The sequence below is a fragment of the Mitsuaria sp. 7 genome, from assembly GCF_001653795.1.
Lineage (GTDB): Bacteria > Pseudomonadota > Gammaproteobacteria > Burkholderiales > Burkholderiaceae_C > Roseateles.
On record NZ_CP011514.1, the window covers coordinates 4,403,903 to 4,419,320 of the forward strand.

The 15,418-nt window shown below is 69.6% G+C and carries 13 protein-coding genes; 9 read left to right on the forward strand and 4 right to left on the reverse strand.

Going from position 1 to position 15,418, the window contains the following annotated elements:
* The first annotated feature begins 94 nt into the window (after positions 1 to 94).
* The 4 genes from ABE85_RS19285 to ABE85_RS19300 all read left to right on the forward strand — a co-directional run bounded on the left by ABE85_RS19285 (position 95) and on the right by ABE85_RS19300 (position 8,964).
* A complete protein-coding gene (locus ABE85_RS19285; RefSeq protein WP_067278322.1) occupies positions 95 to 355 on the forward strand; it encodes a hypothetical protein in 261 nt (86 codons plus the stop codon).
* 147 nt (positions 356 to 502) lie between these two features.
* The gene (locus tag ABE85_RS27710; protein ID WP_067278325.1) at positions 503 to 3,079 is read left to right on the forward strand and encodes a YncE family protein; all 2,577 of its coding nucleotides are present in this window, start codon (positions 503 to 505) and stop codon (positions 3,077 to 3,079) included.
* 46 nt (positions 3,080 to 3,125) lie between these two features.
* A complete protein-coding gene (locus tag ABE85_RS19295) occupies positions 3,126 to 5,597 on the forward strand; it encodes a mechanosensitive ion channel family protein (protein ID WP_067278327.1) in 2,472 nt (823 codons plus the stop codon).
* A 73-nt stretch (positions 5,598 to 5,670) separates the two neighbouring features.
* A complete protein-coding gene (locus ABE85_RS19300; protein WP_082938764.1) occupies positions 5,671 to 8,964 on the forward strand; it encodes a sensor histidine kinase in 3,294 nt (1,097 codons plus the stop codon).
* A 1-nt stretch (position 8,965) separates the two neighbouring features.
* On the opposite strand, the gene ABE85_RS19305 is transcribed toward ABE85_RS19300, so the two are convergent.
* The gene (locus tag ABE85_RS19305) at positions 8,966 to 9,937 is read right to left on the reverse strand and encodes an alpha/beta fold hydrolase (protein WP_067278330.1); all 972 of its coding nucleotides are present in this window, start codon (positions 9,935 to 9,937) and stop codon (positions 8,966 to 8,968) included.
* A gap of 282 nt (positions 9,938 to 10,219) precedes the next feature.
* Between ABE85_RS19305 and ABE85_RS19310 the strand changes: the two genes are divergently transcribed.
* Together ABE85_RS19310 and ABE85_RS19315 are read left to right on the forward strand one after the other, a co-directional pair.
* Complete coding sequence (locus ABE85_RS19310; RefSeq protein WP_067278332.1) at positions 10,220 to 10,864, forward strand: response regulator transcription factor; 645 nt, start codon at positions 10,220 to 10,222, stop codon at positions 10,862 to 10,864.
* A gap of 84 nt (positions 10,865 to 10,948) precedes the next feature.
* Positions 10,949 to 11,647, forward strand: a complete 699-nt coding sequence (locus ABE85_RS19315) for a GNAT family N-acetyltransferase (protein WP_197507071.1) — start codon at positions 10,949 to 10,951, stop codon at positions 11,645 to 11,647.
* Here the strand turns inward: ABE85_RS19315 and ABE85_RS19320 are convergent.
* Complete coding sequence (locus ABE85_RS19320; protein ID WP_067278335.1) at positions 11,607 to 11,870, reverse strand: VF530 family DNA-binding protein; 264 nt, start codon at positions 11,868 to 11,870, stop codon at positions 11,607 to 11,609. The genes ABE85_RS19315 and ABE85_RS19320 overlap by 41 nt on opposite strands.
* Positions 11,871 to 11,945: 75 nt before the next feature.
* Here ABE85_RS19320 and ABE85_RS19325 point away from each other — a divergent pair, with 75 nt between their 5' ends.
* The gene (locus ABE85_RS19325; protein ID WP_067278337.1) at positions 11,946 to 12,431 is read left to right on the forward strand and encodes a hypothetical protein; all 486 of its coding nucleotides are present in this window, start codon (positions 11,946 to 11,948) and stop codon (positions 12,429 to 12,431) included.
* Positions 12,432 to 12,441: 10 nt separating this feature from the next.
* On the opposite strand, the gene ABE85_RS19330 is transcribed toward ABE85_RS19325, so the two are convergent.
* Both ABE85_RS19330 and ABE85_RS19335 read right to left on the reverse strand, forming a co-directional pair.
* Positions 12,442 to 13,041, reverse strand: coding sequence for an NADPH-dependent F420 reductase (locus tag ABE85_RS19330; RefSeq protein WP_067278340.1), 600 nt, complete (start codon positions 13,039 to 13,041; stop codon positions 12,442 to 12,444).
* A gap of 18 nt (positions 13,042 to 13,059) precedes the next feature.
* On the reverse strand, positions 13,060 to 13,794 hold the full coding sequence (locus tag ABE85_RS19335) for an SDR family NAD(P)-dependent oxidoreductase (protein WP_067278346.1): 735 nt from the start codon (positions 13,792 to 13,794) through the stop codon (positions 13,060 to 13,062).
* Positions 13,795 to 13,904: 110 nt separating this feature from the next.
* Here ABE85_RS19335 and ABE85_RS19340 point away from each other — a divergent pair, with 110 nt between their 5' ends.
* A complete protein-coding gene (locus ABE85_RS19340; protein WP_067278349.1) occupies positions 13,905 to 14,273 on the forward strand; it encodes a helix-turn-helix domain-containing protein in 369 nt (122 codons plus the stop codon).
* A gap of 167 nt (positions 14,274 to 14,440) precedes the next feature.
* A complete protein-coding gene (locus ABE85_RS19345) occupies positions 14,441 to 15,403 on the forward strand; it encodes a LysR substrate-binding domain-containing protein (RefSeq protein WP_067278353.1) in 963 nt (320 codons plus the stop codon).
* Positions 15,404 to 15,418: the final 15 nt, after the last annotated feature.

A 15,418-nucleotide genomic window follows, 5' to 3' on the forward strand; every position in this document is an offset into this window, starting at 1 on the left:
AAGCACGCCTGTCCTTTCGTCAGGCCCAATGAGTCAGGGCCTCGGACTTGCCTGCCTCCGTTGAGCCGGCTTCCCGGCACAACGAAAGCCCCTCATGAACAGCAGCACCTCGCCTGTCGGCACGCTCGTCAATGGTCCGGCCAAGCCCGAGAACGAAGACGACGATCCGGTCGGGGACAACAAGCCCGTGGAAGGAGCGCCGGGGGAAAAGATCCCGGAGGAAGAAATTCCCGAGGGCAGCGACGTGCGACCGCGCGATCCCCTCAACGGCCATCACTCGGATGAAGACGCACGGAGCCAGCCGGCCCGCCAGCCGTCGTCCGACAGCAAGCTGCCGCAATCCAGCCGGGGCTGACGCCGTCCAGGCGCCACCGGTCGAGACCTGACCCCTTGAATGAGGGGCCGCCCTGGGCGCGGCCCGGGAATCGCACGCGCGCACGTCAGAATCGCGCGCCGACGGTGACGCAGTTCACCCGGTTCCGAGTTCCAGGGAGAAGTTTTCATGAAGCGGTTGCGGTCGGGCCTGGCGGTCCTGAATCTGGTCGTGCTCACGGCGTGCGGCGGTGATGGCGGCGGCGGCGGCAGCCCGGCGGCAGCGCCGTCCGGCGGACAGCCCGCATCGACGCCGGTCAGCACCGTCCCCGACGCGCCGGCCCCCGGCGCCTCCACGCCAGCCGTTCCGGACCAGCCCGCGTCCACGCCCGTCAGCACCGATCCGACGGCACCGTCCCAGCCGGATCCGACCACGCCGCCGGTCACGCAGCCGCCCGTGACGCAACCTCCGGTGACGCAACCGCCCGTCACGCAGCCTCCGGTCACTCAACCGCCTGTCACGCAGCCCCCGGTGACCCAGCCGCCGGTCACGCAGCCGCCAGTGACTCAACCCCCGGTCACCCAGCCTCCGGTCACCACCTACGCGGTCGGCGGCACCGTCACCGGCCTCATCGGGCCCGGGCTGGTGCTGCGGCTCAACAACGCCGCCGACCTCGCGGTGGAAACGGATCGCGCCTTCTCGTTCTCCGCCGGATTGCCCTCGGGAACGGCCTACACCGTGACCGTGCAGCGCCAGCCGCCCAGGCAGAACTGCACCGTGCAGGCCGCGGGCAGCGGCACGCTCGCATCGGACGTCGCCTCGGTGCGCATCGCCTGCGCCCTGATCTCCCACCCGCCGATGCAACTCAACGTCAGCGGCACGGTGAACGGCCTGAAGGGCAGCGGACTCGTGCTGGCCCTGGGCAGCCAGCAGATCGCCGTGCCCGCCGGCGCCACCTCGTTCGCTTTCCCCACGCCCTGGAACACCGGTCAGACCCCCCGGGTGTCCGTGGTGAGTCACCCCACCTCGGCAGGGCAGCGCTGCCTCGCCACCTCCCCCGGCGCCAACAGCGGACCGGAAACCGCCAACATCACTTACATCGACTGCGTCGACACCGCCCCGCTGTCGACCACGCCGGGGCTGACCGTCGACCGCGCCAGCGTCGACTTCGTGGCCGAGGAGGGCGAGACTCCCGCGCCCCAGACCGTGCGCGGCACCGTGCAGGGCACCACGCCCGCGACCGTGACCGTCCAGGTCACCAACAGCGGCATGGCCTACGGCTACTACACCACGCTGTCGCCCCAGGCCGGCATGCTCGTGCTGTCACCGAAGTCGAGCCTGGATCTGGCGCCGGGCGTGTACCGCGACACGGTGACCGTGAAAGCCTGCGAGGACGCGGGCTGCACCCGCCAGATCACCGGCAGCCCCAGGACGGTCGACGTCACCTACACGATCAAGCCGAGGCAGACGCCGCGCGCGCTGCTTCCCGCCTTGCGCGGGGTCGCGTTCGCCGTCACGCCGAGCGGCTCCAGCACCACGCGCAGCATCGTCGTCCGGGAGAGCAGCGGCACGTCGGTCCCCTGGCAGGCGGTCAGCGATGCCGCCTGGCTGCTGGCCACGCCTTCGGGCGCGAGCAACGGGTCGCTGATCCTGACGGCGAACGCCGCGGGACTGACCGACGGGTTCCATGAAGCGACCGTCTCCCTGACGTCGACGACCCCGGGCGTGCGCGCGAGCGCGATCCGGGTCGGCCTCTACAAGAGCGGACAGGCGTCGGCCACCACGGTGTCGAATCAGCTGCCCAACGTCAACGACTACTCGCGCCCCGGCGTGCGCGTCGTCGACCCTGTCAGGCCCCTGATCTATTCCGCGGTGGGCGACACGATCGCCGCGCACCATCTGTACGGCGGCCAGCGCGCGGCGACCTTGACGCTGACGGGGATCGCCATCGCGGACCTGGCGGTCAGCGGCGACGGACGCCGGCTGTATGTGCTGGACGACAACAACACCGGCATCACCGTCATCGACGCGGCCACGCTCACCGTCGTGCGGCAGAACGCGCTGCAGGCCAACTACCGCCAAGGCAAGCGGATCGCCGCCGCGCACATCGCGGGCGAGGACCTTCTGGTGCTCACGGAAGCCGAGATGCCCATCGGGGAGACGATCCGGATGGCCGCACCGGTGCTCCGCGCGGAAACCGGCCTGATCCTGGGTGAGGTCCGCGAGATGTGGCGCGTCACGCCGGCCATGCTCCAGATGAGCGGCGACGGCCGGGTGCTGTACGCGGGCACGATCGGGACCAGCGGCTATCTGGCGGCGCGTCGCTTCGACCTGCGGGCCAACGGCAAGGGCATGTTCTTCGGCGTGACGACCGGCATCAGCCCGGAGCTGAACGTGTCGAGCCTGCAAGACCTGGCCGTGAACCAGGACGGCTCCCGCGTGGTGGTGAGCTATTCCACCCAGCCCGTGCCGTTCGTCTACCGGTTCGACGGCAGCGCCCTGGTGCAGGAGGCGGCGATCACGCCCTTCTCCAACAACAGCATGCCGAACTACCACACGGGCAGCGTCAAGTTCGACATCGCGGACCGCCTGTTCATGAACAACGCCAACCAGGATGTCCGCGTCTACCGCGCCGACGGCACGCTGCAGAACCAGTGGCTCAACGTGCCCTACGCGAGCGTCTGGACCACGCCCGCCGGCACGTTGCGCCTGTCTTCCGACGGACTCCGGATGATCGGCGGCAACGCACTCGCCGACGCGCCGTGAGGACGGACGCCGGCGGGCGGAGCGCGCATGCACAATCTCCCGCCAAATGCGTGGATTGCCCAGCCTCTTCCTTAGACGCGTCCAACGACTCCTGATCGCGGGGGCGCTGGCCCCGCTGCTGGCGCTCGCCGCGCCTGGCCCTGAGCTGGCGCCTCCCGCCGCTTCGGGGATTGCCGCGATCGCGCCCGTCGCGGCGCCCGACATCCTGACGCGCGCCGACGAGGACCTGCAGCGCGTCGATCGCGCGAAGCGCCTGCTCCAGGCGCCTGAGCCGTCCGAGCGACTGGCCCGGGACCTCGACGACATCGCGCGCCCCGTCAACGCCAAGCTCAACGCCGCCGCCGGCGGCGCGCTGCGCGCGCTGACGGTCATGCGCCTGGAGAGCCTGGCTCGGCATTGGGATTTCGACGAACGTCGCTTCGCCCGATGGGAGGAGCGGTCCGGCCGCGCGCTGTCACCGTATGCGGACACGGCGCTCCAACTGGCTCAACGCCGCGCGGCGTGGTCGGCGACGCGCGCGGCCGGGCTTCTCGACGGACTCCCTCCCGCGCTTTCGGCGCGCGTGGACACGATGCTCGCGCAGTTCGACGCCTCCGAGGAGGCGCTCGGTCTCGTGCTGGCGAAGCAGTTCGACCTGACGCAGCGCGCGAGCGAACTGAAGGCGCGCATCCAGTCCGGTCGCGACGAGGTCGATGCGGCCATCGACGAGATCGACCGCCAGCTGCTGCGCACCGACGTGCCGCCGCTGTGGAAGGACTTCAGACCTGGCACCGGCACGGCCGAGGCCGTTGCCGCGATGGAGCGCGGCTTCGAGATCGAGCGCCAGTTCGCGATCGACTACCACGCGGCGGACGGCGGCAACCAGCAGGCGCTGCGCCTGTTCCAGATCCTGCTGCTGCCGCTCATCCTGTGGCTGGCCGTGCGCAGCCGTCGCACGCCGGAAGAGGGCGCGCCCGGTCACGTGGCGCGCGCGCTGCGTCGCCCCGTCTCCTCGTGGCTGCTGCTGGCGATGCTGGGCGTGCTGGTGCTGGAGCCCGACGCGCCGCTGCTCGTCCAGGAGATCGCGCTGGTGCTGGCGCTCATCCCCGTGCTTCGGCTGCTGCCGTCGGGCACGGTCCGGGCGCTGGGCGTCTGGCCCTACGTCGCGGTGGCGCTCTACTTCGTCGACCGCCTGGGCGTGGCGATCCCCGTCGACATCGGGCTGTACCGGCTCTACGCGCTGGGCGTGAGCGCGCTGGCCATCGGACTCACCGTGTGGCTGCTGCGCAGCGCGCCGGGCGATCGGGCGAGCGGTGAGAGCCGCCTCCGGCAGACGGTGCGCCGGATCAGCTGGGTCGTGATCGCCGTGCTCGCGGTGTCGATCGTGTCCAACATCGGCGGGAACATCTCGCTGGCGGAGACCTTGACCAGCGCCGTGATCGACAGCGGCTACATGGCCGTGCTGCTCTACGCGGGCGTGGCGGCCGTGCGCGGCATCCTGCACGCGCTCGGACGACAGCCCGAGCTGGTGGAGCGCAAGCTGGTCCGCCAGCACGGGCCCACCTTGGAAGTGATGGTCACCCGGCTGCTGGTGCTCGCCGCATGGCTGGGGTGGCTCGTCTACAGCATGGACCGTTTCCGCGTGCTGCGGCCCTTGCGCGCCATCGGCACCGAGGTGCTGAATCTCGGCGTCGACGTGGGCGAGGTCTCGATCCACCTGGGCGACGTGCTGGTGTTCCTGCTGTCCACCTGGCTGGCCCTGTGGGTCGCCCGCGCGGTCCGTCGACTGCTGCGCGACGAGCTGCCCCACCACGCGGCCTTGCCGCGCGGCGTCGGCAACAGCATCGCCTCGTTGAGCTACTACGGCGTCCTGCTGCTCGGCCTGCTGGTGGCCTTGTCCGCGGCGGGCTTCAAGGTGAGCCAGCTCGCGCTGGTGTTCGGCGCGTTGAGCGTGGGCATCGGCTTCGGCCTGCAGGGCGTCGTCAACAACTTCGTCTCCGGCCTGGTGCTGATGTTCGAGCGTCCGATCCAGCCGGGCGACATGGTCGACGCCGCGGGCACCTCGGGCACCGTGCGCGAGATCGGCCTGCGCGCCACCATCCTGCGCACCTTCGACGGTGCCGACGTGGTCGTGCCCAACGGCCTGCTGCTGAGCGGGAACCTCACGAACTGGACGATGTTCGATCGCAGCCGTCGCATCGAGATCCCGGTGAACGTCGCGTACGGATCCGATCCGGCGCAGGTGTTGTCGGTGCTGGGCGCGGCGGCGCGCGAGACGCCCGGCGTGGCCGTGAGTCCGCCGCCCGTGGTGCTGATGAGCAGCTACGCGGACAGCGCGCTGAACTTCGTGGTGCGCGTGTGGACGCAGGACGTCGGCGGATGGACGGCCCTGCGCGGCGAACTGCTCGCCCGCATGCTCGCGGCGCTCGATCAGGCCGGCATCAGCATCCCGTATCCGCAGATGGACGTGCATCTGCGGAGCACGACGGAAAGCGTTGGCACCGCGGGCAAGATCACCGGTGCTGCAGAGACGGGCTGACGTCTCCCATCCGGGCGAAGCCCCCCTGCCCCGCCGGTGGTATGTTCCGCGCTCCGCACCTCCGGCCCCTGACATGCAAGCACCCGGTCCTCGTCTGCTTCGATCCATCGTCCGTGCCGGACTCGCGTTGCTGCTGCCGCTCTTCGGCGCAGGATCCGCGATCGCCGCGGAGGCGCCGACGCCCGACCGCCTCACGCTCACCGAGCTGCTGAAGCACCCGCCGCTGGACCAGCTCCACCACACCTCATGGGGCGCGCGGGAAGGCCTGTTCGGCCCGGTCTACAGCCTGGCGCAGACCACCGACGGCTACCTCTGGCTGGGCACCGACCGCGGCCTGCTGCGCTTCGACGGCGTCCGCTTCGAGACCTTTGAATCACTCGCCGGCGAGACGCTGCCCGAACGGTCCGTGCTCTCGCTCCACGCCACCCCGGACAACGGCTTGTGGATCGGCTTCATGCGAGGCGGCCTCGCCCAGGTCCGCAACGGTCACGTCCTGCTGCGGGAACCCGCGCGCCCCGGCGGTTTCGAAGGCGCCACACGCGGCTTCGCGCAGGAGAAGGACGGCACCGTGTGGGTGGCCAGCACGCGGGGACTGTTCAAGCGGACCGGCGACCGCTGGCAGCGCATGGGCAAGGCGGAGGGCTATCCCGAGCCCGCCCCGGATCTCCTCACCTGGAACGTGCATCTGGACGGCGACGCCAACCTCTGGGTCAACAACACCCAGGGCCTGCTGGTGAAGGCCGCCGGGACCGCCCGCTTCTCGCGCGTCGAGACACCGGGAAAGAACCCGAACTTCCTGTCGGTGGATCCACAGGGGCGCGTCTGGCTCGTGGCCCAGATGGAGCACAACCAGATGCGCTACTTCAGGGCACCGCGGCCGCAAGTGCCCGGGGAGTCCTTCGGCAACGGACACCCCGTCCACGCCAGCACCTACATGCCGATCTTCGACAGCGACGGCAACTTCTGGTCCGGCGCGCTCGACGGCGTGACGCGCGAGCGCTTCCCCGGCCTCGAGCCCGCAGCCGGCCTCAGTCTCCCCGCCGAAAACATCGCACCACCGCCCATTCCGCTGGTGCCCTTCGTTCCCGCAGCGGGCGCCTCGGCGCCCGGCGTGACGCAGACCTACGACTTCCATCTGCCAGCCCTTCAGCGGCTGACACCAAACCAGCGACTGAGCGGCGACCAGGTCCTGCGCCTCCTGCAGGACCGCGAGGGTTCGGTCTGGATCGCCACGAACGGCGGACTCGACCGCCTGCGACCGACGCGGGTTTCGCTCGTCCAGTTCCCGGCGGCCATGTCCGCGCTCGCGATGGCCGCCGGCCCGCAAGGCGATCTCTGGTTCACCTCGCGCAACGCCACCTTCCATCTGCAGGCGTCCGGCAGCGGCCCGGACCTGTCGCGCTACGCCATGCCCTATGGCTCCGTGAGCCGGGTGTTCGTCGACCATGCCGGCACGGTGTGGACCGGCGACAAGAACGGACTGTGGCGCCTGGGCCCGGACGGTCGCTTCGTCGACGAACGCCGCGAGGCGTTCCCCGACTGGAAGGGCATGCTGAAGGACATCGCCGAAGACCGCGCCGGAACGATCTGGGTCGCCACGCAGTTCATGGGCCTGCTGCGCCGCTTCAGCGACGGACGCTGGGAGCGGCTGTCCGGTACCAAGGGCTTCCCGCCGGGCTCCCTCGCGTCCAGCATCTCCGTCGACCAGCAAGGACGCGTCTGGATCGGCTACGTCGACGGCCAGGTCCTGCGCGTCGACGAAGGCGATCGGGTCACGCGCTTCGCCGACAAGGAGGGGCTGCGCGTCGGCGGCGTGCTGGCGATCACCGCGGGCCAGGGGCACGTGTGGATAGGCGGCGACCGGGGCGCGCAGCGACTGGACGACGAGGGCCACTTCCTCGAGCTGAAGGGCCGCTCGCCGGATGCGCTCAACGGCGTGAGCGGCATCGTCGAAACTCCCGAGGGCGAGCTCTGGCTGAACGGCGCCGCCGGCATCACGCGCGTCGCGGCCACCGACCTGCAAAGAGCCATCACGGAGCCGGGCTTCCAGGTGCCGCTGACGCAGCTGGACACCCAGGACGGCTTGACCGGCCGGGCGGAGACCAACTGGCCGCTGCGCACCGCGCTGCAGACGCCGGACGGCCGGCTCTGGTTCGCGATGACCAACGGCGTGGTGACCGTGGACCCCGCCAGGCTGAAGCGCGCCGCCGCGCCCGCTGTGCTCGACGTCCAGCGGGTGCTGGTGAACGGTGCGCCGCTGACGCCGCAATCCGGTGGCCTGGTGCGGGCGGTCGCGGGGACGAAGGACCTGCAGGTCGACTACACCTCGCTCTCGCTGGCGATGCCCGAACGCGCGAACTTCAAGTACCGTCTTCGCGGTCTGGAGACGACCTGGCACGAGGCCGGCGCCCGCCGCCAGGCGTTCTATACGAACCTCGGTCCGGGCAACTACACCTTCGAAGTCCAAGGCACCAACGAGGACGGCGTCTGGAGCGCCGCGCCGGCCTCGTTCGCCATCGAGATCCCGCCCACCTTCCTGCAGTCGACCGGCTTCCGCGTGCTGTGCGCGCTGGCGGTGCTGATGGCCATCGCGCTCCTCGTGCGCATGCGCCTGCGGCAGATCGAAGCGCGGGCGCGCGAGCGCTACCGCGCGCGCCTCGACGAACGCACCCGCATCGCGCAGGACCTGCACGACACGCTGCTGCAGGGCTTCCAGGGATTGCTGCTGCGCTTCCAGCGCGTGGCGTGGGGCATCCCCGATGAATCCCCGGCGCGCGCGGAGATGGAGCGCGCGCTGGACCAGGCCGATGCGGTCGTCATCGAGGGTCGCAACCGCGTCACCGACCTGCGACTGCCGCCGCCGGACGTGGGCACGCTGGAGCAGACGCTCGAAGCGCTGGGCAAGGACCTCTCCGGCTTCCATGACGCGGCGTTCCGCTTCAGCGTCGACGGCACGCCGCGGCTGCTGGACGCGTGCGTGCATGCGGAGCTGGCGCTCGTGGGCCGCGAGGGGCTCTTCAACGCGTTCCAGCATGCGAAGGCGACGGGCATCGCGCTCACCATCGCGTACACCGATGCCACCTTCACGATGAAGATCGCCGACGACGGCGTCGGCGTGCCGACCGCGACGCAGGTCGACGGCCACAGCCCGGGTCACTGGGGGCTGAGCGGCATGCGCGAGCGCGTGACCCGCGTGGGCGGCAGTTTCGAACTGCGCAGCGCGCCGGGCGCCGGGACCGAGGTGCTGCTGGGCATCCCTGCCGCGCAGGCCTATCGTCGGCGCGACAAGCCGCAGCGCCTCCCGGCGCTTCAGCGATGGCTGCGCGACCTGCTGGGCCGCGCGCTGCCCACGCGAGCGCCGGGCTGACTCACTTCAGGAATTCGACGAGCGCGCCCATCGTGACGTCCGGGGACTCTTCCATGATCCAGTGGCCGGCGCCCTTCACGATGCGTCCGTCGACCGACTCCGCGACCAGACGTCCCTGCGCGATCAGGAACTCGCCCGAGGCCTTCTCGCCGGTGAGCACGAGCATCGGCATCTTCAGCTTCGTCTTCGACATCGCCTCGAAGTCCTTGGCGTCCTGCTCGAAGGCCTTGAAGTAGCCGAAGCCCGCGTGCATGCCGCCCGGCTGCCCGTACGCCGCGGCGTAGAACTTCCGATCGGCCTCGGGGATGGACCTGGTCTTGTCCGCGGCGAAGTCGTTCCAGAAGTGCTCGAAGTAGATGCGCTCGCGGCCCGCGACCAGCTTCTCCGGGACCTCGCCGTAGAAGTGGAAGTGCCACAGGTCGCGCAGCAGCCAGACCTTGGTCCAGTCGCCGACGCCCGGCAGGAAGGCGTCCAGCAGCGCGATCTTCTCGACCTCGTCCGGGTACTGCGCCGCGTACGCGTAGGCGACCATCAGGCCGATGTCGTGGCCGACGATCTTCACCTTCTTGTAGCCCAGCTGCTGCGTCAGCGCGTGGATGTCCTGGGCCAGCAGCTTCTTCTCGCCCGGGCGCTCGATCTTGCCGGAGCCGCCCGCGCCGCGCAGGTCGACGGCGATCACCGGTCCGTCCGTGGCCAGGCGCGGCATCAGCGGGCGCCACATCCGGCTGGTCTGCGCGTAGCCGTGCAGCAGCACGATGGGGGTGGCGTCGCCGGAGCCGGCCGTCAGGTAGTGCAGCTTCACGCCGTTCACGGTGGCGTCGCGTTCGACGATGGGGGCAGGTCTTGCCGTCGACGGCGCGGTCGACTGGGCCATGGCCGGCGAGGCCGCCATGAGAGCGCCGACGGCGCCGATCGCGGCGCCTCCCGCGAGGAGCAGCGCCGCGACGGTGCGGCGGGTGGGGGTCGTTGTCATGAGGAATTCCTTCAGGGCAAGGGGTTGCCGGGTGGCGTGGGACCTGCGCCCATTCGGCGAGGTGCCGGTGGATGTTCGCCAGCGTCGGCGTGCGCCGCCATGCCGGATAGGAGGCCCGCCGCCTGCCTCTTTCGTACAGGGTAGGCGGCCGGCGACGGGGCTTCCACGCGCTGTCACCTGGGCGCGGCAGCATCTCCCGAAGGAGAGATCCCGCCCCTCCCACGAACGGGCAGAGTCGTCGCGCGGAGGACCCGCAGAGAGGATCCGCGAAGAGGACACGCCATGACGACGACACCGCTGAAGAACGACCGGGCGATCCGCGTGATGACGGTGGACGACCACCCGATGCTGCGCGAGGGTCTGGCCGGCGCCATCGAACTGCAGCACGACATGCGCCTGGTGGCGGAGGCGCAGGACGGCGCGGAGGCCCTGGACGCCTTCCGGCGCTACCTGCCGGACGTGACGCTGATGGATGTGCGGATGCGAACGATGGACGGCCTCGCGGCGCTGAAGGCGATCCGCGCCGAGTTCCCCGCGGCGCGTGTCGTGATGCTCAGCAGCTTCGGCGCGCCTGCTCAACTGCTGGAGGCGGCGCAGGCCGGCGCGGCGGGGTATCTGCTGAAGGAGACGCTGCGCAAGGACCTGCTGGACACGATCCGGGCGGTGCACGCCGGCGGCCGGCGCTTTCCTTCCGAGCTCGCCATGCAGCTCGCCGAGCATGTGGCCGATCAGCACCTGACCGGTCGCGAGACGACCGTGCTGAAGCTGGTGGCCGAGGGCCGCTCGAACAAGCGCATCGGCGGCCAGCTGGACATCGCCGAGGGCACGGTGAAGGCGCACATGAAGAGCATCCTCGGCAAGCTCGCCGCGAGCGACCGCACGCATGCGGTCACGATCGCGGTGAGGCGCGGGATCATCGATCTGTGACCGGTCGCTCGACGTCGTCACTGGAGGACGCCGAGGACATATGACCTTCCGCGCGACAGCGTGGCGCAGAAGAAGATGCCCCGGATGAACTCACTCACCTCGACATCGACATCGACGGGTGTGCCCGGAACCGGCGCGCTCGATCCCTCGTCCGCTGCCAGGGCCTGGGCATTCGGCTGGGCGATTTCCCGCAGCACGCCGGCGCCGGTCGAACGTCCCGGCTGCTTCCAGATCCATGTCGGCAAGCCGGATCAGGTCACGCGCTATGTATTCCCGCACTTCGACGCCGAGGTGCTTCGAACACTCGTCGCCGCCGAGGCCGGCCCCGGCATCTGGCTGAAGGTCTGCGCGCCGTCGCAGGACGTGTCGCCCCTGCTCTCCAGCGACTGGACCGTTCATGACCCTGAGTTCCTGATGAGCGTCGAGCTCACAGGAAGCGCCGGCCCGGTCGTCGCCGGCTACCGCGTTGAGACCGGACGGGCGGGCGCCGTCGCGTGGGTCAGGATCCTCGATGAGTCTGGAGCGCTCGCGGCGAGCGGCCAGGCTGCCGTCGACGGCCGCTTCGCGACCTTCGACCAGATCGCCACCTCGGAGGCCCACCGAAGGAAGGGCCTGGGTCGACTCGTCATGACCGCGCTGTCCCGTGCCGCCCTCGATCTCGGCGCCACGCACGGTGTGCTGGTGGCCACCGAGGCCGGCGCCGCGCTGTATCAGGCGCTCGGCTGGGCGATGGTCTCGCCGGTCACGGCCGCGTCGTGTTCCGCCGCCGCTCCCGTAGCATGAACAGGTAGAGCCCTTCGACCTTCTCCCGCGCCCACGGCGTCTTGCGCAGGAACTTCAGGCTGGACTTGACGCTGGGCTCGAAGGCGAAGCAGCGCAGCGGGATGCGCTCGTCGAGGCCGTCCCAGCCGTACTCGGCGGCCAGCTCGGTCACGATGGTTTCCAGCGTCAGGCCGTGCAACGGGTTGCGGGGTTGCTCTTGCGGCGGCGGGGCGGACTCGGTCATGACTGGATTGTCGCCGGTCGCGAAGGCCGCCCGGCGTCGTCGAGGCGCGTGCGCCCGCGTGGTACCTTCATCGGCATGAGCACGAATTCCCCCGACGAAGAACGCCCCATCATCCAGGAGCCGCGCACGTGGCAGGACGAGCGCTGGACCGCGCAGGTCATCAAGAACGAAGACGACGAAGGCTGGGCGGTCGCCATGACCCTGATCGGCGAGTCCGAGCCCGCCCTGGTCGGCCCCTGGACCATGGGCCGCGACAAGAAGAACCCGAAGCCGCTGGACGCAGCCGCGTTCCACACGCTGGTGAAGACGGCCTCCGAGGTGCTGCGCCGGCACGAGCAGCAGTTGCACGCCCGGCTGCACAAGAGCGTCAAGCTGGACACGGACAACGGTCGCATCCAGGTGCTGCTCGACATCGTTCCCGATGAAGACAACCCGTACGCGACGCTGACCGCGCTGAACGACGATGGGGAGCAGCTCGCGCAGGTGCGCGTGGCGGCGGGCTTCAAGTTCAACGAGACCAGCGCCGCGGCCTGGGTGGAGAACGACTTCCTGAAGCCCTGATCAGGACGTCTCAGTCGAACTTGACCAGGTCCTTGAAGATCAGCTGACCCCACGTCTTCCCGCGCGCCTGCACGAGCAGGCCTCCTTCCGACAGCCCGCCGAGCTGGATCGGCGCGAAGCCGAGGGCCTGCGCCAACGCACCGATCTCCGTGGCGGCGGCGTCATCGTCGCTCGACAGGAACACGACTCTGCGGCCCCCCTTCACGGCCGGGTCCTGCTCGAGGACGGCGGCGACCAGATGGTTGAAGCCCTTGACCAGGCTCGCGCCCGTGAAGGCCTGTGCGACAGCCTGGGCCGATGGCAGTCCTCCGAGTGACTCCGGCGGCACGCCGTAGGCATTGGTCACATCGACGATGGTCTTCCCCTGCCAGGTCGGCAGGGCCTTCGCGACCTCAGGGTGCGACTCGAATCGCACGGCCAGGAAGATGACATCCGCCTTCACGGCGTCGGCCAGGGTCGTGGGAACGATGCCCGGTCCGATCGCCGCCGCGTCGGACGCGAAGCGTTCCGGATCGCGCGTGGTGGCAACGGACACTTCAATGCCGCTGCGGGCAAACGCCTTGGCCAGCGCCTGGCCGATGTGGCCGAAGCCGATGATTGCGTAGCTCATGGGTGCTCCTTCGTGGGGTCAGAGTTGTGCCAGGCCGCCGTCGACGGCGACTTCGCTGGCGGTCATGAAGCTGCTGTCCGACGACGCCAGGAAGGCAGCCGCCGCGGCGATCTCCGCGGGATCGGCCATGCGCTGGAGCGGCGTCATCGCGGCGAAGACCTTCTGCCCTTCTTCACCCAGGGCTTCCTTCGCCAGCTCGGTCGCGGTCGCTCCGGGCGAGAGCACGTTGACCCGGATGCCGGTGCCCTTGAGGTCCTCCGCCCAGGTCCGCGCGAGGTTGCGCACCGCCGCCTTGCTCGCGCTGTAGGCGCTCATGGCGGGCGCGCCCGTGGTGCCCGCGCTCGATCCGGTCAGGATGATGGACCCGCCCTCGCCCATCAACGGCAGCGCCTGCTGGACCGTGAAGATCGTGCCCTTCACGTTGGTGTCGAAGGTCTCGTCCAGGTGCTCGGCGGTGATCGTGCCGAGCGGGGCCATGCTGCCCGCCCCGGCATTGGCGAAGACGATGTCGAGGCTGCCGCGTTCGGCCTTCACCGCCGCGTAGAGCCGGTCGAGGTCGGCCTTATCGGAGACCGAGCCCTTCACCGCGCGGGCCTGTGGTCCGAGCTCGGCCACGGCGGCGTCGAGCGCCTCCTGCCGACGGCCGAAGAGGAAGACGACCGCGCCTTCCTCGATGAAACGCTTGGCCGCGGCGCGGCCGATGCCAGTGGCGCCGCCGGTGATCACGGCGGTCTTGCCAGTCAGTCGGGTCATGTCAGGGATCCTCAATGGAAGTTGCAAGGAAGCAGGGAACTGCTTGAAGACAACTATGAAGTCCTGATAACCTGAGGACAAGTATGCACCTTTTGGTAAGTACCAAAAAAATGACCACCCCTGATCACCCCCTCTGCGGCACCGGCGGTTTTTCCTGCGGGCTCGACGCCACGCTGCGCATCATCTCGGGCAAGTGGAAACCGCTGGTCCTGTTCTTCCTGCGGGACGGCCCCCGGCGCTACGGCGAGCTCAAGCGCCTGGTCGAGGGCGTCAGCGACAAGGTGCTGATCCAGCACCTGAAAGAACTGGAAGCGGACCAGGTGCTGGCCCGCACCGACTACAAGGAAGTGCCGCCGCGCGTGGACTACGCGCTGACCCCGCTGGGTCGCAGCCTGGCGGAGGCGATCGTCCCGCTGTGCACCTGGGGCACGCAGCACATGGCGGAAGTCGCGGACATCTTTGCCAAGCGGGAAGCCTAGCCTGGGGAAGAGGACGCCGCCTTTCGCCTCGTCTCGCCTCGTCTCCTCCGCGAGACCTCGCCCGGTGACGACGCTCAGATCGCCTGCCTCGAAGGACCCAAGCGTCGGCGCTCCAACTCATGACGTAAAATTGCGTTAATTCATTCATCCATGAAGGTTGTTCATCGATGCTGGAACGCAGTCATCTCACGATCGTTCAGGAAGTGGAGCGTCTGGGCTCGCTCACCGCAGCCGCCGGCGCGCTGCACCTGACGCAGTCGGCGCTGAGCCACACGATGCGCAAGCTGGAGCAGCAGCTCGGCACGGACGTGTGGCTGCGCGAGGGCCGCAGCCTGCGGCTGACGCAGGCGGGGCAGTACCTGCTGGCGGTCGCGAACCGCGTGCTGCCGCAGCTCGATCTGGCGGAGCAGCGCCTGCAGCAGTTCGCGCAGGGCGAGCGGGGCTCGCTGCGCATCGGCATGGAGTGCCATCCCTGCTACCAGTGGCTGCTGAAGGTCGTGTCGCCCTACCTGAGCGACTGGCCGGACGTGGACGTCGACGTGAAGCAGCGCTTCCAGTTCGGCGGCATCGGCGCGCTCTTCGGCTACGAGATCGACCTGCTGGTGACGCCCGATCCGCTGTTCAAGCCGGGGCTGCATTTCGAGCCGGTGTTCGACTACGAGCAGGTGCTCGTCGTGACGCAAGGCCACGCGCTGGCGGGCGCGAAGTTCATCGAGCCCAAACATCTGATCGAGGAGGTGCTGATCACCTACCCCGTGGCGATCGAGCGGCTGGACATCTACAACCAGTTCCTGCAGCCGGCGGGGATCTCGCCGAGGCGCCACAAGACCATCGAGACCACGGACATCATGATGCAGATGGTCGCGAGCGGACGCGGCGTGGCCGCGCTGCCGCGGTGGCTGGCCGAGGAATACGCGGCCCGCATGCCGCTGGTCGCCGTGCGCCTGGGCAAGCAGGGGATCGCGAAGCAGATCTACCTCGGCGCGCGCACGGCCGATATCGACATCGACTATCTGCAGGCGTTCGTGAAGCTGGCCAGGGAGTCGGGGGGGGCACTGCCCGCGACTAAGCTACCGAGGACTTCGTCAAACAGCGCGTCGCGCAAAAGCGCCAAGAAAATTGCGGGCTGATTTCTGGAGAGTTGA

Coding starts and splice junctions, on each gene's coding strand:
- ABE85_RS27710 (WP_067278325.1), top strand. CDS start 503: ATGAAGCGGTTGCGGTCGGGCCTGGCGGTCCTGAATCTGGTCGTGCTC.
- ABE85_RS19345 (WP_067278353.1), top strand. CDS start 14,441: ATGCTGGAACGCAGTCATCTCACGATCGTTCAGGAAGTGGAGCGTCTG.
- ABE85_RS19285 (WP_067278322.1), top strand. CDS start 95: ATGAACAGCAGCACCTCGCCTGTCGGCACGCTCGTCAATGGTCCGGCC.
- ABE85_RS19315 (WP_197507071.1), top strand. CDS start 10,949: ATGAACTCACTCACCTCGACATCGACATCGACGGGTGTGCCCGGAACC.
- ABE85_RS19320 (WP_067278335.1), bottom strand. CDS start 11,870: ATGACCGAGTCCGCCCCGCCGCCGCAAGAGCAACCCCGCAACCCGTTG.
- ABE85_RS19340 (WP_067278349.1), top strand. CDS start 13,905: ATGACCACCCCTGATCACCCCCTCTGCGGCACCGGCGGTTTTTCCTGC.
- ABE85_RS19300 (WP_082938764.1), top strand. CDS start 5,671: ATGCAAGCACCCGGTCCTCGTCTGCTTCGATCCATCGTCCGTGCCGGA.
- ABE85_RS19295 (WP_067278327.1), top strand. CDS start 3,126: ATGCGTGGATTGCCCAGCCTCTTCCTTAGACGCGTCCAACGACTCCTG.
- ABE85_RS19310 (WP_067278332.1), top strand. CDS start 10,220: ATGACGACGACACCGCTGAAGAACGACCGGGCGATCCGCGTGATGACG.
- ABE85_RS19305 (WP_067278330.1), bottom strand. CDS start 9,937: ATGACAACGACCCCCACCCGCCGCACCGTCGCGGCGCTGCTCCTCGCG.
- ABE85_RS19330 (WP_067278340.1), bottom strand. CDS start 13,041: ATGAGCTACGCAATCATCGGCTTCGGCCACATCGGCCAGGCGCTGGCC.
- ABE85_RS19335 (WP_067278346.1), bottom strand. CDS start 13,794: ATGACCCGACTGACTGGCAAGACCGCCGTGATCACCGGCGGCGCCACT.
- ABE85_RS19325 (WP_067278337.1), top strand. CDS start 11,946: ATGAGCACGAATTCCCCCGACGAAGAACGCCCCATCATCCAGGAGCCG.